Here is an 18,257-nt window from a genome sequence, read left to right on the forward strand (position 1 = left end):
AGCTTTCCGTCGCCATCGCCATGGCGCGCATCCCCGTAGCCAGGTACCCGGCTTACGAGGCCGTCAGGCTGACGACATCGTGCGGTGAATTGATATTGGCGAATGCCTCGGGGCAGTCGCTGAAATCGACGCTCACCCAGGCATGCCGGGCATACCAGCGCTCGACCTTGCGCTCACCGGCCGCCAGGGCCCGTTCGAGATCCGCCGCCAAGCCGCGACGCAGCAGCGCGACCACCGGCTGGCTGCGCTCGCCATCGTGGGCCACGGCGATATCGTGGGCACCGAGCGACGCGTACAAGCGTTCGACGAGATCCAGCGGCAGACAGGGTGTGTCGCAGGGCACTACCAGCACCAGAGGCGTCTCGGCCGCACACAGCCCGCTCCAGATTCCCATCAACGGGCCCTGATACCCCCCCGAGCGATCGCCGATGACCGGCCAGCCCAGCGCCTCGTAGGCCGTCCGGGAGCGGTTGGCGTTGATCAGCACATGATCCACTTGCCGCGCCAGCCGCGACAGCACCCACTCGATCAGCGAGCGCTGCCGATAGCTCGCCCAGCCCTTGTCGATGCCGCCCATCCGGCGCCCCCGCCCTCCGGCGAGCACTAGTGCGGTGATCGCTTCGTCCATTCTGCATGCCTCGCGATGCCGCCGGGCGATCCGCGGCGGCGGCCGGCTTCCATGATTCAGCCTAGCACCGACCGGCCATGGCGGGCCATCATTCGCCCCGCCAGGCCAGGCACCGGCGATGCTTATCCTCAAACGTCTAACACGCTATCATCGCGGCCAGCTTGTTCAACAAGGATTCTCGATGAGCGGTTTCGACGTCGGCACACGCCTCAAGCAACTCCGTCAGCACAATGGGCTCTCGCAACGTGAGCTGGCCAAGCGCGCGGGGGTGACCAACAGCACCATTTCGCTCGTCGAGCAGAACCATGTCAGTCCATCGGTAAGCTCATTGAAAAAGATCCTCGATGCCATCCCGATCTCGATCAGCGAATTCTTCGCCGGCGAGGAGCTGGCCCAGGAGCAGATCTTCTATCGCGCCGAGGAGCTCACCGAGATCGGCGACGGCACCCTTTCCTGGCGTCTGGTCGGTGCCCGGCGTCCCAATCGGCGCATGTCGATCATTCACGAACATTACCCGCCGGGCTCGGACACCGGCGCCGACATGCTCGAACACGAAGGCGAGGAAGGCGGTATCATCGTCGCCGGAACCATCGAGCTGTGGGTCAACGGCGACGTCCGTCGACTCAACGCCGGCGACGGCTATTATTTCGATTCGCGGCTGCCGCATCGCTTTCGCAACGTCGGCGACAGCGACTGCGTGATCGTCAGCGCCAACAACCCGCCGAGCTTCGCCGACGGCGGCGACAGCCACCATGGCTGAGCGCTAGCAGCTCATCGAGCTGGTGCGTACCGGCTTTGAAGCAATCATCTTTGAAGCAATCATGCCTCAGCGGGTACCGAATATCTTGTCGCCGGCGTCGCCCAGACCGGGAACGATGTAGCCATTCTCGTCGAGACGTTCGTCGATCGACGCGGTGTAGATGTCAATCTCCGGGTAGGCCTCCTGGACCCGCTTCAGGCCCTCGGGGGCGGCCACCAGCACGATCACCTTGACCAGCGGGCAGCCGCGCTCCTTGAGCATGTCCAGGGTGGCGACCATCGAGCCGCCGGTGGCCAGCATCGGGTCGATGACGATCGCCAGACGCTCGTCGAGATCGTTGGTGAACTTCTCGAAGTACGGTACCGGCTCGAGTGTCTCTTCGTTGCGATACAGCCCCACCACGCTGATCCGCGCGCTGGGAATCAGGTCGGTGACGCCATCGAGCATGCCCAGGCCGGCGCGCAGGATCGGCACGATGGTGACCTTCTTGCCCTTGAGCTGCTCGACTTCGATCGGCTCGCCATTCCAGCCGTCGATGGTCTGCGCCTCGAGCTCGAGATCCTGGGTGGCTTCGTAGGTCAGCAACTTGGCGACCTCGCCGGCCAGTTCACGAAAGCTCTTGGTGCTGATGTCGGCGGTGCGCATCAGGCCCAGCTTGTGCTTGACCAGCGGATGTTGGATGGCATGAACGCTCATGGCGAGAACCCTTGCTTGGCAGTGAGAAAGCTGGGCGCATTCTAGCGCGCCGGGCCGCGCGGGTTAAGCGGCGGCCGCGGCAATCGCACCGCACACGCGCCCGGCGTTAGCCCGTCGCGCTGGCCGGCAACTGCCAGTCGATGGGCCGACCGCCACGCGCGGCGAGAAACGCATTGGCCTGCGAAAAATGCCGCTGGCCGAAGAACCCGCGATGGGCCGACAACGGCGATGGATGCGGCGCATGCAGGACGCAATGCTTGTCGCGATCGACGAACGACGCCTTCTTCTGGGCATAGCTGCCCCACAGCAGGAAGACCACGCCGCTGCACTGCTCGTTGACCACCTGGATGGCGCGATCGGTGAATGTCTCCCAGCCCTGATTGCGATGCGAACCGGCATTGCCGCGCTCGACGGTCAATACGCTGTTGAGCAGCAGCACGCCCTGGCGCGCCCAGCTTTCCAGGAAGCCGTGATTCACCGGAGTGAACGCGACGTCCTGAGCGAGCTCCTTGTAGATGTTCTGCAACGAAGGCGGCGTGGCCACGCCGGGGCGCACCGAGAAGCACAGCCCATGCGCCTGGCCGGGGCCATGGTACGGGTCCTGACCGAGTATCACGACCCGCACCCGATCGAGCGGAGTCAGCTCGAAGGCGCGGAACCAGTTCGACGAGTGCGGATAGATCACCTTGTGCGCCGCCTTCTCGCGGGCCAGGAAGTCGCGCAGGGTGTGCATGTAGGGTGCTTCGAACTCGCCGCCAAGGTAGTGCGCCCAGCTCTCGGGTAGCGGTACCTGTGACATATGTCGCCTCGAGCGGTTGCGTGATACCTGATGACGTGATGACAGAGCGAACTCAGTCGCTCTCGAGTCAGTCGCTCTCGAGTCAGTCGCTCTCGAGTCAGTCGCTCTCGAGAAAGGAGCACACCGCGAACACGCCGTGGCCGGCGTCGCGGATCTTCTGCGACCCGCCCAGTTCGGGCAGGTCGATGATGGTCGCGGTCTCGACGACATGGCCGCCGCTACGCTGGATCAGCTTGGCGGCGGCGAGCATGGTCCCGCCGGTGGCGATCAGATCGTCCATCACCAGAATCCGATCGCCCTCGCGGAAGGCGTCGGAGTGCAGCTCGACGGTGGATTCGCCGTACTCCAGGGTATAGGTCTCGCTGATGGTCTTGAACGGCAGCTTGCCCTTCTTGCGCACCGGCACGAAGCTGCAACCGAGCTCATAGGCCACCGGCGCGCCGATGATGAAGCCGCGCGCGTCGATGGCAGCGATCGCGTCCAGGTCCATCTCCTGATAGCGATGCACGAAGCTGTCGATCAGCTTGCGGAAGGCCCCGCTGTTCTGCAGTACCGGCGTGATGTCGCGAAAGTTGACCCCGGCTTGAGGCCAGTCCGGCACGCTGCGAATCACCGACTTGATGTAATCGCCGTAGACACTACTCATCAATGGCCTCCGTCGAGGAACAGGAACTTGAGAATGAACAGCACCGACAGCAGCACGACCGCCGGATTGAGATCGCTGCGGCGCCCCGACAGCAGCTTGATCAGGGTGAAGCTGATGAACCCCAGGGCGATGCCGTTGGCGATGGAATAGGTCAGCGGCATGGCCAACGCGGCGATCAGCACGGGCGCCGCCTCGGTGACATCGTCCCAATTGGCATGCGCCAGGCTGCCGGCCATCAAAACCGCCACGTAGAGCAGCGCGCCGGCGGTGGCGAAGGCCGGCACCGAACCGGCCAGCGGCGAGAAGAACAGGCTGAACAGGAACAGCATAGCCACGACCACCGCCGTCAGCCCGGTGCGCCCGCCCGCGGCGATGCCCGAGGCGCTCTCGATGTAGCTGGTGGTGGTCGAGGTGCCGAGCAGCGCGCCGCTCATCGACGCGCTGCTGTCGGCCAGCAAAGCGTTCTTGAGGCGCGGCAGCTTGCCCTGCTCGTCGAGCAAGCCGCCGCGATGGGCGACGCCGATCAGCGTGCCGGACGTGTCGAACAGATCGACGAACAAGAAGGCGAAGATCACGCTGAGCATGCTCACGTCGAGCGCCCCGACGATATCCAGCTCCAAGAAGGTCGGCGCCAGCGACGGCGGTGCCGACATCACCCCGTTGAACTGATTGTGGCCCAGCAGGATCGACACCACGGTGACCCCGAGAATGCCGATCATCACCGCGCCGGTGACCCGCAGGTGGGACAGCGCAGCGATCACGAAGAAGCCGATCAGGGTGTACAGCGCGGGCGGCTGGGAGAGATCGCCGAGCGACACCAGGGTTGCCGGATTGTCGACCACGATGCCGGCATTCTGCAGCGCGATGATTGCCAGAAACAGCCCGATGCCCGCCGCGATGCCCAATCTCAAGGCCATCGGAATCGAGTTGATCACCCACTCGCGAATGCGAAAGATACTCAGCAGGAAGAACGTCACCCCCGACAGGAACACCGCGCCCAGCGCCACTTCCCAGCTCTTGCCCATGCCCATCACCACGCTGTAGGTGAAAAACGCGTTGAGCCCCATGCCCGGCGCCAGGGCGATGGGATAATTGGCCCACAGGCCCATGATCAAGGTGCCGATCGCCGCCGCCAGACAGGTGGCGACGAACACCGCGCCGTAGTCCATGCCCGATTCGGCCAGCACGCTGGGGTTGACGAAGATGATATAGGCCATCGTCAGGAAGGTGGTGATCCCGGCGATGACCTCGGTGCGAATGGTGGTCTTGTGCTCGTCCAGCTTGAAATAGTCGTTCAATTGCCGTTTCAGCATACCATAGCCCTCAGCCTTAGCCCTGCGCGCATTGTTATGGGGTGATCGAAAAGCCGCTAATGGTACCCAAAGCACCCGATCGACGCGAGCCGATCGAATGCCTGCCCAGTGCCTCGCTCAGCAAGATGCACGTGTCGCCAGGACACGCTCGACGGTCTCGACGATCGCCTGGGTCTGGGGGTCGACCTCGATATTGACGCGGTCGCCCGGGACGCGATCGCCCAGCGTGGTACGCGCCAGCGTTTCGGGGATCAGATTGACGCAGAAGCGCCGTTCGCGCACCTCACCGATGGTCAGGCTGATGCCGTCGACGCCGATATAGCCCTTCTCGAACAGAAAGCGCGCATAACTGACCGGCAGTTCGAACCACAGCCGGCGATTGTTGGGCGCTTCGTCGATCTCGACAAGCTCGGCCATGCAGATGATATGGCCCGACATGGCGTGGCCGCCGATCTCGTCGCCGAACCGCGCCGCGCGCTCGACGTTGACCCGATCGCCAACCGATAGCTGGCCGAGGTTGGTCAGGCGTAGCGTCTCGCGCATCAGATCGAAACTGACCCGCTCGCCGTCGATCCCGGTCACGGTCAGGCAGCAGCCGTTATGAGCCACCGAGGCGCCGATCTCCAACCCTTCGCGCAGCGCGCCCGGCATGGCCAGCACATGGCTGCGAAAATCCTGCTGCTCCTCGATGGCCACCAGTTCGGCAGCCGCCTGTACGATTCCGGTAAACATGCTGTCCTCTCGATAGTCGCCGGGTGGCGAGGCGCTTAGTCTAGAAAAGCCGAGTCTAGAGAAAAGCCGCGCCTGGAGGAAAGCCGATTGTCGCGCCCACCGACGCCGCGGGCGGATAACCGCCATCAACGGCCGCGGGTCACCCATGAATTTTTAGGCTTTTCTTCTATGAAAGGAGCCTTTCACATGGCGATTTGCTACATGGTGGCGTTTGATATTAGGGCATAGACCAAAGTCGTTGACAGCCCCCGAAGGGCTCTCTAGACTTTCGCGCATCATCTCAAGGCGCCGATTTGTTCCCGGATTGCGGGCGCCTCCGGGGCCGCAAGGCGCTGGAAAGTGCAGCTAAAAGGGTGTGTCCAGCGTTGATGGCCACCCGCCAGGGTGGCCTTTTTTGTACCGCGACCTGGTCCGCTCCGCCCGTTTTCCCGCTCCGATCGTCGCCCCGACACGACCGGAACCATGATCACACTCGACCACGTTTCCAAGACCTACGGCAGCGGCGCCGGCGCCATTCATGCGCTCAAGCCCACCGACCTGCACGTGCCCCAGGGTGCCATCCACGGTGTCATCGGCCTGTCCGGCGCCGGCAAGTCGACGCTGATTCGCTGCGTCAATCTGCTCGAACGCCCGACCACCGGCCGGGTATACGTCGATGGCGAGGAACTGACCGCGCTCGACGCCGCCTCACTCAATCGCGCCCGCCACCGGGTCGGCATGATCTTCCAGCATTTCAACCTGCTGTCGTCGCGCACGGTGTTCGCCAATGTCGCCCTGCCGCTGGAGCTGATGGGCGTGGCCAAGCGCGAGATACGCGAACGCGTCGAGCCGCTGCTTGAAATGACCGGGCTCTCCGACAAGCGCGACAAGTACCCGGCCGAGCTTTCCGGCGGCCAGAAGCAGCGCGTGGCGATCGCCCGGGCGCTGGCCAGCCGTCCCAAGGTGCTGCTGTGCGACGAGGCGACCTCGGCGCTGGATCCGCAGACCACCGTGTCGATTCTCGAACTGCTGCAGGACATCAACCGCAAGCTGGGGCTGACCATTCTGCTGATCACTCACGAGATGGAAGTGGTCAAGTCGATCTGCCATCGCGTGGGGCTGATTTCCGGCGGCGAGCTGGTCGAACAAGCCGACGTCGGTGACTTCTTCACCACGCCAGCGACCCGGCTGGGCCGCGATTTCCTCAACGCCTTCCTCGAACTCGAGCCGCCCCAGGCGCTGGTCGACCGGCTCGAGGCGCGCCCCGGCGACAACAGCCACCCGGTGGTGCGCCTGGCATTCAAGGGCGATGCCGTATCCACCCCGCTGATCTCGCGCCTGGCCCGCGACTGCGACATCGACGTCAGCATTCTCGAGGCCAAGGTCGAGTCGATCCAGGATCGCACCCTGGGACTGATGATTGCCGAACTGATCGGCACGCCCGAGCAGACCGCCAAGGCGCTGGCCTATCTCGACTCCCACGACCTGCAAGTGGAGGTGCTCGGCCATGTCCAGCGCGATGCTTGAACTGATCCTCGAGGCGACCCTCGACACTCTCTACATGGTCGCCGTGTCCGGCGTCATCGCCGCGGCGCTGGGCGTGCCGCTGGGGGTACTGCTCTACGTGACCCGCCCGGGGCAGATTCTCGCCCAGCCGCTGAGCAACCGCATCCTGGGGATCGTCACCAACATCGGCCGCTCGATCCCCTTCATCATCCTGCTGGTCGCGATCATCCCCTTCACGCGCATGCTGGTGGGTAGCTCGATCGGCACCAGCGCCGCCGCCGTGCCGCTGACCATCGCCGCGATTCCCTTCGTCGCGCGACTGGTCGAGGGGGCGCTCAACGAAGTCCCGCCAGGGCTGGTCGAGGCCGCTCAATCGATGGGCGCGACGCCGCTGCAGATCATCACCAAGGTGCTGCTGCCCGAGGCGCGTGGCGGCATCATCACCGGCCTGACCATTACCGTGGTCACGCTGATCAGCTATTCGGCGATGGCCGGTGCGGTGGGCGGCGGCGGGCTCGGCGATCTGGGCATTCGCTACGGCTACAACCGCTTCAACCCCACCGTGATGCTGATCACGGTGGTCATTCTGGTGGTTCTGGTGCAGGGCTTCCAGATGCTCGGCGACTATCTGGTGCGGCGAACCGACCATAAATAGCCGACCCGAGCAGCCAAATCGAACCAATAACCAAAAGGCATTACCAATTTTCTGCTTATAGCTTAAAATACGCCCTATTCCGCCGCGCGGTTCCGCGGCATCGGGCATATCGCAAGGAGACACATCATGAAGCACGCCATCGCCAAGACACTCGGCACCACCCTGCTCGGCCTCGGCCTGGTCGGCGGTCCCGCCAGCGCCGCCGCCGATCAGATCAAGGTCGGCACCGTGGCCGGGCCCGAAACCGACGTCATGCAGGTCGCCAAGCAGATCGCCAAGGACAAGTACGGGCTCGACGTCGAGATCATCGAGTTCACCGACTACGTGACGCCCAACGCCGCGCTGGCCGATGGCAGCCTGGATGCCAACGCCTATCAGCACGAGCCGTACATGAAGTCGATGGTCCGCGATCGCGGCTACGATTTCGCGATTGCCGGGCGCACCTTCGTCTATCCGATCGGTGCCTATTCCGAAAAGTACGACAGCATCGAGGAATTACCCGACGGCGCGACCATCGCATTGCCCAACGATCCGTCGAACGAAGGCCGCGCGCTGATCCTGATGCACAACAAGGGCCTGCTCGAGCTCAACGATCCGAGTAATCTTGAAGCCACGCCAATCGACATCGCCGAGAACCCACGCGATTTCGAGTTTCGCGAAATCGAGGCCGCTCAGTTGCCACGAGTGCTGCCCGACGTCGACATGGCGTTCATCAACAATACCTTCGCCCAGCCGGCCGGCCTGAGCCTGGACGACGCACTGATCAAGGAAGGTCCCGAGTCGCCCTACGTCAATCTGATCGTGGTGCGCGCCGGCGATCAGGACCGCGAAGCGATCCAGCAGCTGGTCGACGCCTACCAGAGCCAGCCGGTGATCGACAAGGCCGAGGAGCTGTTCAAGGGCGGCGCCGTTCCCGGCTGGAAGTAAGCGCCACTCGTCGTGACCGACGGGCCGACCTGAAAGGGCCGGCCCGTCTGCTTTCAGGCCCGCTTAAAGGAAGTGTCCATGAGCGATTATCCACGCCTCGCCCGCCAGCTCGAAGCGCTGCTCGACAGCCGCGACTGGCTGACCAACGCGGCCCAGACCTGCGCCTTCATCATGCAGGAGATCCCCGATCTCAACTGGGCGGGCTTCTACCTGCAGCGCCGGGCCGAGACGCTGATCCTCGGCCCCTTTCAGGGCAAGCCGGCCTGCAACCCGATTCCTTTCAGCAAAGGGGTATGCGGCGGCGCGGCGCGCACCCGCCAGACTCAGCGCGTCGATGACGTTCACTCGATCGCCGACCACATCGCCTGCGATGCGGCGTCGCGTTCCGAACTGGTGATACCGATCGTCGTCGATGGCGCGCTGTGGGGCGTGCTCGATCTGGACAGTCCACGCCCGGCACGCTTTACTCGCGACGACCAGACCGGGATCGAGCATCTGGTCGCGACGTTCATCGCCGCCAGCGACTTCTCGGGCTAGCCATTGCCGCCGCCTCTCGCTGACGCCATGCTGTACGTCCGCTAATCCGGGAGGCTCATTCATGCATCACACGCCCTCGCCCGGCGCCGCCCACGAGGGGTTGGACGCCGTGCTTACCCATCTCGAGCGGCTCAAATCGCTCAATATCGCCAGCGGTAACAACCTGACCGTCAAGCGTCGCCTGCTCGATCTGTACTTCGCCGCCGACCCAATGATCCTCGACGCTCACTGCCGGGTCGAGCCGCTGCTGGTGCCGACCCGTGCCGGGGTCATCGCCGCCGAGCGGGTACGCCCGGCCGAGACCGACGACGAGCCACGTCGCCGCCTGTTGTACATTCACGGCGGTAGCTGGATCGCCGGCAGCCCGGCCAGCCATCGCCCGCTGGCGACCCGTCTGGCACGAGCCTGCCAGGCCGAGGTGATCGCCATCGATTATCGCCTGGCCCCCGAGGCGCCCTTTCCTGCCGGGCTCGAGGACTGTCTCGACGCCTGGCAATGGCTGTGCCGCGAAGACTCCGACTGGCCGTTGCTGCTCGCCGGCGACAGCGCCGGCGGCAATCTGGCGCTGGCCTGTGTGGATGTTCTCAAGCGCGAAGCGCTGCGCCTGCCCGACGCGGTACTTGCCTTCTCGCCGGCCACCGACCAGAGCTGGGAGAGCGATTCGCTGACGCGCAAGGCCACGGTCGATCCGATCCTCGATGCCAGCCTGCTGCCGCAATTGACCCAGCTGTATCTTGGTCGCGCGCCGGTCGCCCAGGCCGACGACTCCAGAGTGTCGCCGATCGAGGGCGATCTCACCGGCTTGCCGCCGATGCTGATCCAGTGCGGCGAAGCGGAAGTGCTGCTCGACGACAGCCGGCGCTACGCCGAACAGGCGCAACAAAGCGGCAGCCCCGTCAAGCTCAGCCTGTGGGCCGACATGCCGCATGTGTTCGTCGGCTTCGCCCCGCTACTCGATGCGGCCAATCGGGCACTCGAGGAAATCGCCCGCTTCGTCGACGGGCATGCGCCGGTCGATGGCGACTGACACGCCTGGCCAGCCAAGATACAACGAAAGACGCCCGACTCGGCAAGCGAATCGGGCGTCTCGGGAACTGGTAGGACCAAGCGGATTTGAACCGCTGACCTCCACGATGTCAACGTGGCGCTCTAACCAACTGAGCTATGGTCCTGCAATGCTGTGAGAGCCTGCTGGTAGGACCGAGCGGATTTGAACCGCTGACCTCCACGATGTCAACGTGGCGCTCTAACCAACTGAGCTACGGTCCTGCAGGGGTTGGCGGCGGCGCTCACACACAGGCTGGCCGGCAACGGATGCGTATTCTACCCTCGGCGGCGGCGAATGCAACCCCCGGCAGGCACTTTTCGCCGCGAAGCGCCCTGCCCTTGTGCTTGATTCGGCGGACAATTCCAGTTTCCTCAAGCATCAGACAGTCTGACAGCAGCGGCCGTCAAGACATCGCCGACGCACCCGACTCAACGGCATTTGACGCGGTCCACCGCATCCTGCCAGCCGGCATACAGCGTCTCGCGCTCCTCCTCGGCCATCTGCGGCTCGAAGGTACGTTCGCAGTGCCACAACCGGGCGATCTCGTCGAGGTCGGCGTACCAGCCGATCGCCAGTCCGGCCAGGTAGGCGGCGCCCAGCGCGGTGGTCTCGAGCGTCCGGGGACGATCCACCGCAACCCCCAGCATGTCGGCGAGAAATTGCATGACCCAGTCGTTGCCGACCATGCCGCCGTCAACGCGCAGCGTACCGGCACGTCCGGCGACGTCGTCGTTCATGCAGGTCTGCAGATCGCGAGTCTGGTAACATACCGACTGCAGGCCGGCGGCGACGATCTCGGCGATGCCGGTGTCGCGGGTCAGCCCGAAGATCGCCCCGCGCGCCTGCGGGTCCCAGTGCGGCGCGCCCAGCCCGGTAAATGCCGGCACCAGATAGACGCCGTGCCCCTTGCGGGTACTGCGCGCAAGCTGCTCGCTCTCCGCAGCCTCGGCGAACAGCTTGAGACCATCGCGCAGCCACTGCACCGTCGCCCCGGCGACGAAGATGCTGCCCTCCATGGCATAGGTCACCCGCCCGTCGAGGCGATAGGCGACGGTGGTCAGCAGCCGGTTGCGCGAGGTTTCCGCGCGATCCCCGGTATTGAGAACCATGAAACAACCGGTGCCGTAGGTACTCTTGGTCATGCCCGGCTCGAAGCATGCCTGGCCGATCAGCGCCGCCTGCTGGTCGCCGGCCACGCCGCGGATCGGTAGCGCTTCGCCCAACCACTCGGGCTGGGTGGTGCCGAAGTCGCCGCTGCAGTCGCGCACCTCGGGCAGCAGACTCGCGGGTATGCCGAACAGCGCCAGCAGATCCTCGTCCCAGCGCTGCTCGTGGATGTTGAATAGCGCCGTGCGCGAGGCGTTGGTGGCGTCGGTGGCATGCACCTGCCCGCCGGTCAGCCGCCATAGCAGAAAGCTGTCGACGGTACCGAAGGCCAGCTCGCCGCGTTCGGCACGCTCACGCGCCCCGTCGACGTTGTCGAGCAGCCACTGGAGCTTGCTCGCCGAGAAGTAGGGATCGATTACCAGCCCGCTACGCTCGCGAATCAGTGTATCGTGACCGGCATCGGTCAACGCCTGGCAGGCCTCGGCAGTACGCCGGTCCTGCCAGACGATCGCGTTGTAGATCGGCTCGCCGGTGTGCCGGTCCCACATCAGCGTGGTTTCCCGCTGGTTGGTGATGCCGATGGCCGCTACTGCCGAAGCGTCGACCCCGGCCTTGTCCAGCACCTGCCGGCAGGTGCGCAGCACCGACTCCCAGAGGTCTTCGGGATTATGCTCGACCCAGCCGTCATGAGGAAAATGCTGCGGGAATTCCTCCTGGGCGACCGCCACGCCTCGACCATCGCGATCGAAGAGAATGGCCCGTGAACTGGTGGTGCCCTGGTCGATGGGAAGCAGGTAGGAAGCCATGGCGTACTCGTATTGTTGGCGGTTATCCGGCGCGCGTCGTCTCTCTGCCCGAGCGGAGGGGCGATGTCGACGCCGGGTTGCGCATGTTCGTTATTGCTTGAAAGAGGCTAAACCGCTTTTCACATAACAACAAACCATCGGGCACGGCTCACCCTAAGACCATGGTCGAATCCGCCCGGTGGCGGCCGCGCTGTTGGCACAAGCTGATACTATGACGGCATGCCGCCTGCGGGCTTTGCATCGATAACTCAATGGAACGCTTCATGATCCAGCGCAACCGCCACGACGCCATCATCGCCCTCGTCAGGCGCCAAGGTTACGCCTCCATCGAACAACTGGCCGGCGATTTCGGGGTTACGCCGCAGACCATTCGTCGCGATCTCAACCTGCTGGCCAACGAGGGCCGGCTTCGCCGCGTCCACGGCGGCGCCGGGCTCGAGTCGAGCACCGTCAACACCGCCTACCAGACGCGCAAGACCCTCAATCTCGCTGCCAAACAGCGCATCGCCCGCCTGCTGGCTCGCCAGATTCCCGACAACACCTCGCTGTTCATCAACATCGGCACCACCAACGAGATCTTCGCCGAGGCGCTAGCCGACCACCACGGCCTGGAAGTCATTACCAACAACCTCAATGTCGCGGCCATTCTCCAGCATCAGGAGGATTTCAACGTCATCGTCGCCGGCGGCCAGGTGCGCTCGCGGGATGGCGGCATCATCGGCGAGGCGACGATCGATTTCATCAACCAGTTCAAGGTCGACTACGGCATCATCGGCATCAGCGGCATCGACGACGATGGCTCGCTGCTGGAGTTCGACTATCAGGAAGTGCGCGTCGCCCAGGCAATCATCCACAACTCACGACAGGTGATGCTGCTCGCCGATCACTCCAAGTTTCACCGCAACGCCGTGGTGCGTCAGGGCAACATCGCTCAGATCGACGCCCTGTTCACCGACCGTCAGCCACCGGAACGGCTGTTGCAGCTGATCGAGGCTCACGACGTCGCCCTGCATATCGCCGAAGAACCGGCCACTGCCGGCTCGCTTGAAGACGATACGGGACCCGCTCAGCAATCGCGATGATGTTCGTTTTCACCCATGAGTATTTTCATAAACGAAAATTTCGCCCATAATGAAAATCACCGTTTTCATCATCGCACTCGGGGTGTCCCGAAGGAGCCGACATGGGCGCAACGTCATCAACGCCACCGCTACTCGACCTGTTCGTGGTCGGCGGGGGCATCAACGGCACGGGGATCGCCAACGACGCCGCCGGTCGCGGTCTTTCGGTAACCCTTTGCGAACAGGCCGACCTGGCCCAGGCGACCTCCTCGGCGAGCAGCAAGCTCATCCACGGCGGCCTGCGCTATCTCGAATACTACGAGTTCAGGCTGGTTCGCGAGGCCCTGCGCGAACGCGAGGTGCTGCTCAGAAAAGCCCCGCATATCATCTGGCCGCTGCGTTTCATCCTGCCCCATCAGCCGCACCTGCGTCCGGCCTGGATGATTCGTGCCGGGCTGTTTCTCTACGACCACCTGGGCAAGCGCGACAGCCTGCCGCGCTCGAAGGGCTTGCGCTTCGCCGCCGGCAACCCGCTGCGCGAAGAGATCAGCCAGGGTTTCGAATATTCCGACTGCTGGGTCGACGATGCCCGGCTGGTCGTGCTCAATGCCCTGCAGGCCCGCGACAACGGCGCCGAAATCCTGGTGCGCACGCGCTGCGTCGAAGCCCACGACGAGGATGGCCACTGGCGGCTGGTGCTCGAGGAGCAGCCTGGCGGGCGACGCTTCGAGCGCCGCGCCCGGGTGCTGGTCAACGCGGCTGGACCCTGGGTCGAGCGCTTCATCAGCGAGCGCACCTCGCATCACTCACGCTACGCCATTCGGATGATCCAGGGCAGCCACATGGTGGTGCCTCGCATCAATGCCGACGAGCGCGCCTATATCCTGCAGAACCGCGACGGGCGCATCGTCTTCGTCCTGCCCTACGAACAGGATTTCAGCCTGATCGGCACCACCGACGTGCGCTACCGGGGCGACCCCGCCGCCATTCGGGCCAGCGACGACGAAGTCGACTATCTTCTCGACGTAGTCAATGCGCACTTCCGCACACCGTTGACCCGCGACGAGGTGGTCACCACGTTCTCCGGCGTACGCCCGCTGTGCGACGACGAATCCACCGATCCGGCGGCGATGACCCGCGATTACACACTCGACCTGGATCGCCAGGGCGCTCCGCTGCTCTCCGTGTTCGGCGGCAAGATCACTACCTACCGCAAGCTCGCCGAAACCGCTCTCGAGACACTCGCCCCCCTGTTCCCAGCCATGCGGCCGGCATGGACGGCCGAGGCACGCCTGCCCGGCGGCGATATCGCCAGCCAGGCGGACTTCCAGACTCGGCTACTGCGCGACTACCCGTTCCTCGGCGCAGAGCGCGCACGGCGTTTTGCCGGCAGCTATGGCACGCTCTGCCTGCATTTTCTCCAGGGCTGCACCAGCATCGAGGCGCTGGGCCAGGATTTCGGCGGCGGGCTGTCACAGCGAGAGGTCGACTATCTGGTCGAGCACGAATGGGCGCGTGACGTCGACGACATCCTGTGGCGGCGTACCAAGCGCTATCTGCGCCTTGACAACACTCAGCGCGAGCGGCTCGCCGACTACCTCGGGCGGACGCAGCATTCGATGCAGGCCGCGTTCAACTGATCGCCATGAATGCAGGCACGCTCTGAGTCACTCGATTGAAAAGCGACGCTTACGCCGCGGTTGTCATCCGTGTTATTAGTGACGCATTTTCATGCCGCTCACGATCTACCAGGCCGAACACGTCGTCTGCGAGTGACGCCACTGGCCAGGCGGATGTCGAGCGGTCTGCCCGGAGCAAGCATGATCGACATCGGCCTGAGCACCGCGGCTGCGCTACTGCTGATTGCCACCCTGATTCCCTTCTTGCGGCTACGCCACTGGTGGGTACGCGGCTTCGATTTCCCGCGGCTGCAGATTGCCAGCCTGGCGCTGGTCGTAGGCCTGCTGCTCTGGCTGTTCGGCAGCGCCGAGTGGCGCTGGTGGGCAATCGCCGCCTGCACCGCCGTGTTCGCCGTTCAGGGTAAGCACATCCGCCCCTGGACGCCGCTGGCGACCAAGAAGGTCGCCGATGCCAATGCCGACGGCGAGTGGCGCTACCTGACCGTGCTGGTCGCCAACGTGCTGACGCCCAACCGCAATGCCGAGGACCTGCTCAAGCAGATCCATGCCGCCCAGCCCAATCTGGTGCTGACGCTGGAATCCGACGAATGGTGGGGCGATCAGTTGGCCCGCTCGCTTCAAGGCGACTGGCCGCACAGCGTCAAGGTACCGCTCGACAACCTTTACGGCATGCATCTGTTTTCACGCGAGCCGCTCGAGGAGGTCGAGGTCAAATGGCTGATCCAGAGCGACATTCCGTCGATTCATGCCTGGTTGCGCATGCAGTGCGGCGTCAGGATCCGCATCCACGCCGTGCATCCGCGGCCGCCGGCGCCCAGCGAGAGCGAGGAGTCGCTGTGGCGCGACGCCGAGCTGCTGCTGGTCGGCAAGGGCATCCATCAGCACGAGCAGCCGACCCTGCTGTTCGGCGATCTCAACGACGTCGCCTGGTCGCGCACCACAAGGCTATTCTGTCGTGTCAGCGGGATGCTCGATCCGCGCCGTGGCCGCGGCATGTTCAGTACCTTCCATGCGGGCCATGTCCTGCTGCGCTGGCCGCTCGATCACATCTTCGTCAGCGAACACTTCACGCTGGGCGGCATGCGCCGGCTCGAGGGTTTCGGCTCCGATCATTTTCCGATCCTCGCCACGCTCTGCTACCGTCCGGCCCGCGCCGACGAGAACGACTCCCCCGAGGCCGACCGCGAGGAGCGCCAGCAGGCCGCCGAGACCATTCAGGAGGCGCGCCGCGAAGGTGACGGCGAGGCGACCCGACACGGCTGATCGGCGCAGCCTCGCCAACATGCATACAATGACCAAGCCGGCGCTGAGCGCCGACTTGGTCATTTGTGAATAGCGCCTCGCATTCGCCGGCGCGTCGGATACCGCTCAGCCGGGAATGCCGCCCTCGGTGAGCTTGGCCGGGTCGAGCAGGCGCTCGAGCTCGTCACGCGACAGATCGGTCTGCTCCTCGGCGACGTCGAGTATCGGCCGGCCAGCCTGGTAGGCCTTCTTGGCGATCGCGGCCGCGGCGTTGTAACCGATCACCGAATTCAAGGCGGTGACCAGGATCGGGTTGCGCGACAACGGCGCGTCGATGCTGTCGCGGCGCACGTTGAAGGTGGCGATCGCCCGATCGGCGAGCAGCCGGCTGACATTGGTCATCAATGTCAACGAGGTCAGCAGGTTGCTGGCGATCAGCGGCAGCATCACGTTGAGCTGAAAATTGCCGCTCTGGCCGGCGACGCCGATCGCGCTGTCCAGGCCGATCACCTGGGCGGCGGCCTGGGCGGCGGATTCGGGGATCACCGGGTTGACCTTGCCGGGCATGATCGAGCTGCCCGGCTGCAGCGCCTCGAGCTCGATCTCGCCGAGCCCGGCCAGCGGCCCGGAATTCATCCAGCGCAGGTCGTTGCTGATCTTCATCACCGCGCAGGCGTAGGTACGCAAGTGCCCCGAGAGTTCGACCGCGGCATCCTGCGAGCCCAGGCTGGCGAAGAAGCTGTCGCTGGGGCGCAGCTCCAGTCCGGTCTGGCGGCTCAGCGCCTTGGCGATGCGCGCGGCGAACTCGGGATGGGCGTTGACTCCGGTGCCCACCGCCGTACCGCCTTGGGCCAGCCGCGAGAGCCGCTGCTGGCCGCTCTGCAGACGTTCGATGGCCTGACCCACCTGGCTCGCCCAGCCGCCAAGCTCCTGACTCATGCGTACCGGCATGGCATCCATCAGGTGAGTGCGCCCGGTCTTGACCACGTCGTCGAGCTCGCCGGCCTTGCGCTCGATCGTCGCCTTCAGGTATTCCAGCGCCGGCAACAGCCGTTCCTTGACGGTCAGCGCGGCGGACAGGTGAATCGCCGTGGGGATCACGTCGTTGCTCGACTGGCCCATGTTGACATGGTCGTTGGGCCCGACCTCGAGCCCCTCCTTCGACGCCAGATGCGAGATCACCTCGTTGACGTTCATGTTGGTCGAGGTGCCCGAGCCGGTCTGGAAGACGTCGATGGGAAACTGATCGGCATGCTCGCCATCGATCAGCTGCTGAGCGGCGGCGATGATCGCCTCGGCGCGCGGCGAATCGAGCAGCTCGAGATCGCGGTTGACCTCGGCGGCGGCCTGCTTGATCCGCGCCACCGCGGCGATGAATACCGCCGGCATCGGCTGGCCGCTGACCGGAAAATTGTTGACGGCTCGCTGGGTCTGGGCGCCGTAGAGCGCGCTGACTGGCACGTCCAGCTCGCCCATGCTGTCGCGTTCGATGCGGGTGTCGCTCATGAATACCTCCTGTCGGGTGGTGCGGTAATGACCGTGGTCGCGGGGATCCATGGTTCGCGCAGGCGAGTATTGTGCTGATCCGGCTTTCGGCCAATCGCTTGCAGCAATGATCAGCATAGCTTGCACGGCTTGCTGAATACCTTGCAGCGCAAAGAGGGACTTTCAAGGGCGGACCGACTTGCCAGTTTACCAGCCGCGCCACGCCACTAGACTGGCAACATCAATCAATGGCACGGGAGAACGGCATGTGGGACCAACAACGAATCATCCTCGAGCCGCGAGCGCGCGGCTTTCATCTGATCACCGGCGACGTCGTCGATGCGCTGCCGCGTCTCGGCGAACTCGATGTCGGCCTGCTGCATCTACAGTTGCTGCATACCTCGGCGTCGCTGACCCTCAACGAGAATGCCGACCCGGACGTGCGCCACGACATGGATGCCTTCCTGCGCGATCTCGCCCCCGGCGACCTGGCCTATTTCCGCCACACCGTCGAAGGTCCAGACGACATGCCCGCGCATATCGGTGCCAGTCTGTTCGGCACGCAGCTGACGATCGCGGTGAACAAGGGGAGGCTGGCACTGGGTACCTGGCAAGGCATCTGGATGGGCGAACATCGCGATCATGGTGGCGCGCGCAAGCTCGTGGCCACATTGAACGGCCAATAACCGC

At 64.6% G+C, this 18,257-nt stretch carries 18 protein-coding genes and 2 tRNA genes; 10 read left to right on the forward strand and 10 right to left on the reverse strand.

Annotation, left to right across the window (positions count from 1 at the left end; translation table 11 throughout):
• Positions 1-52 precede the first annotated feature (52 nt).
• Entirely contained in the window at positions 53-628 is a 576-nt protein-coding gene (gene mobA / locus HALZIN_RS0108545) for a molybdenum cofactor guanylyltransferase MobA (protein WP_031383807.1), read from the reverse strand.
• 181 nt (positions 629-809) lie between these two features.
• Here mobA and HALZIN_RS0108550 point away from each other — a divergent pair, with 181 nt between their 5' ends.
• Positions 810-1,388 (forward strand): cupin domain-containing protein, encoded by a 579-nt coding sequence (locus tag HALZIN_RS0108550; RefSeq protein WP_031383808.1) that lies wholly within the window; start codon positions 810-812, stop codon positions 1,386-1,388.
• Positions 1,389-1,454: 66 nt separating this feature from the next.
• Here HALZIN_RS0108550 and upp read toward each other — a convergent pair whose 3' ends face one another.
• From upp to HALZIN_RS0108575, 5 genes are all read right to left on the reverse strand, one after another.
• A complete protein-coding gene (gene upp, locus HALZIN_RS0108555) occupies positions 1,455-2,084 on the reverse strand; it encodes a uracil phosphoribosyltransferase (RefSeq protein ID WP_031383809.1) in 630 nt (209 codons plus the stop codon).
• A gap of 106 nt (positions 2,085-2,190) precedes the next feature.
• Positions 2,191-2,883, reverse strand: a complete 693-nt coding sequence (gene ung, locus HALZIN_RS0108560) for a uracil-DNA glycosylase (RefSeq protein WP_031383810.1) — start codon at positions 2,881-2,883, stop codon at positions 2,191-2,193.
• 97 nt (positions 2,884-2,980) lie between these two features.
• Positions 2,981-3,529, reverse strand: a complete 549-nt coding sequence (locus tag HALZIN_RS0108565) for an adenine phosphoribosyltransferase (protein WP_031383811.1) — start codon at positions 3,527-3,529, stop codon at positions 2,981-2,983.
• Positions 3,529-4,842, reverse strand: coding sequence for an NCS2 family permease (locus HALZIN_RS0108570; RefSeq protein ID WP_031383812.1), 1,314 nt, complete (start codon positions 4,840-4,842; stop codon positions 3,529-3,531). Before HALZIN_RS0108570 ends, HALZIN_RS0108565 begins: the two co-directional genes overlap by 1 nt.
• A gap of 117 nt (positions 4,843-4,959) precedes the next feature.
• Positions 4,960-5,574: a riboflavin synthase gene (locus tag HALZIN_RS0108575; RefSeq protein ID WP_031383813.1), complete on the reverse strand. Its 615-nt coding sequence runs from the start codon at positions 5,572-5,574 to the stop codon at positions 4,960-4,962.
• A gap of 462 nt (positions 5,575-6,036) precedes the next feature.
• On the opposite strand from HALZIN_RS0108575, the gene HALZIN_RS0108580 reads away from it, so the two are divergent.
• The 5 genes from HALZIN_RS0108580 to HALZIN_RS0108600 all read left to right on the forward strand — a co-directional run bounded on the left by HALZIN_RS0108580 (position 6,037) and on the right by HALZIN_RS0108600 (position 10,205).
• Positions 6,037-7,080: a methionine ABC transporter ATP-binding protein gene (locus tag HALZIN_RS0108580; protein ID WP_031383814.1), complete on the forward strand. Its 1,044-nt coding sequence runs from the start codon at positions 6,037-6,039 to the stop codon at positions 7,078-7,080.
• A complete protein-coding gene (locus HALZIN_RS0108585; protein ID WP_031383815.1) occupies positions 7,061-7,714 on the forward strand; it encodes a methionine ABC transporter permease in 654 nt (217 codons plus the stop codon). Before HALZIN_RS0108580 ends, HALZIN_RS0108585 begins: the two co-directional genes overlap by 20 nt.
• Before the next feature lie 126 nt (positions 7,715-7,840).
• On the forward strand, positions 7,841-8,641 hold the full coding sequence (locus tag HALZIN_RS0108590; RefSeq protein WP_031383816.1) for a MetQ/NlpA family ABC transporter substrate-binding protein: 801 nt from the start codon (positions 7,841-7,843) through the stop codon (positions 8,639-8,641).
• 78 nt (positions 8,642-8,719) lie between these two features.
• Complete coding sequence (locus HALZIN_RS0108595; protein WP_031383817.1) at positions 8,720-9,178, forward strand: GAF domain-containing protein; 459 nt, start codon at positions 8,720-8,722, stop codon at positions 9,176-9,178.
• 61 nt (positions 9,179-9,239) lie between these two features.
• Complete coding sequence (locus tag HALZIN_RS0108600; protein WP_051907449.1) at positions 9,240-10,205, forward strand: alpha/beta hydrolase; 966 nt, start codon at positions 9,240-9,242, stop codon at positions 10,203-10,205.
• Positions 10,206-10,273: 68 nt separating this feature from the next.
• Here HALZIN_RS0108600 and HALZIN_RS0108605 read toward each other — a convergent pair.
• The 3 genes from HALZIN_RS0108605 to glpK all read right to left on the reverse strand — a co-directional run bounded on the left by HALZIN_RS0108605 (position 10,274) and on the right by glpK (position 12,139).
• Positions 10,274-10,350 (reverse strand) — tRNA-Val (locus HALZIN_RS0108605).
• Between the two features lie 20 nt (positions 10,351-10,370).
• A tRNA-Val gene (locus HALZIN_RS0108610) sits at positions 10,371-10,447 on the reverse strand.
• Between the two features lie 207 nt (positions 10,448-10,654).
• Entirely contained in the window at positions 10,655-12,139 is a 1,485-nt protein-coding gene (gene glpK, locus HALZIN_RS0108615; protein ID WP_031383819.1) for a glycerol kinase GlpK, read from the reverse strand.
• Between the two features lie 263 nt (positions 12,140-12,402).
• Here glpK and HALZIN_RS0108620 point away from each other — a divergent pair, with 263 nt between their 5' ends.
• From HALZIN_RS0108620 to HALZIN_RS0108630, 3 genes are all read left to right on the forward strand, one after another.
• Entirely contained in the window at positions 12,403-13,221 is an 819-nt protein-coding gene (locus HALZIN_RS0108620) for a DeoR/GlpR family transcriptional regulator (RefSeq protein ID WP_051907609.1), read from the forward strand.
• 101 nt (positions 13,222-13,322) lie between these two features.
• Positions 13,323-14,840, forward strand: coding sequence for a glycerol-3-phosphate dehydrogenase (glpD, locus tag HALZIN_RS0108625; RefSeq protein WP_031383821.1), 1,518 nt, complete (start codon positions 13,323-13,325; stop codon positions 14,838-14,840).
• Between the two features lie 180 nt (positions 14,841-15,020).
• Complete coding sequence (locus HALZIN_RS0108630) at positions 15,021-16,103, forward strand: endonuclease/exonuclease/phosphatase family protein (protein WP_031383822.1); 1,083 nt, start codon at positions 15,021-15,023, stop codon at positions 16,101-16,103.
• Between the two features lie 105 nt (positions 16,104-16,208).
• On the opposite strand, the gene HALZIN_RS0108635 is transcribed toward HALZIN_RS0108630, so the two are convergent.
• Positions 16,209-17,588: a class II fumarate hydratase gene (locus tag HALZIN_RS0108635; RefSeq protein WP_031383823.1), complete on the reverse strand. Its 1,380-nt coding sequence runs from the start codon at positions 17,586-17,588 to the stop codon at positions 16,209-16,211.
• 245 nt (positions 17,589-17,833) lie between these two features.
• On the opposite strand from HALZIN_RS0108635, the gene HALZIN_RS0108640 reads away from it, so the two are divergent.
• The gene (locus HALZIN_RS0108640) at positions 17,834-18,253 is read left to right on the forward strand and encodes a secondary thiamine-phosphate synthase enzyme YjbQ (RefSeq protein WP_031383824.1); all 420 of its coding nucleotides are present in this window, start codon (positions 17,834-17,836) and stop codon (positions 18,251-18,253) included.
• The last annotated feature ends 4 nt before the right edge of the window (positions 18,254-18,257 follow it).

It is taken from the genome of Halomonas zincidurans B6, from assembly GCF_000731955.1.
GTDB lineage: Bacteria > Pseudomonadota > Gammaproteobacteria > Pseudomonadales > Halomonadaceae > Modicisalibacter > Modicisalibacter zincidurans.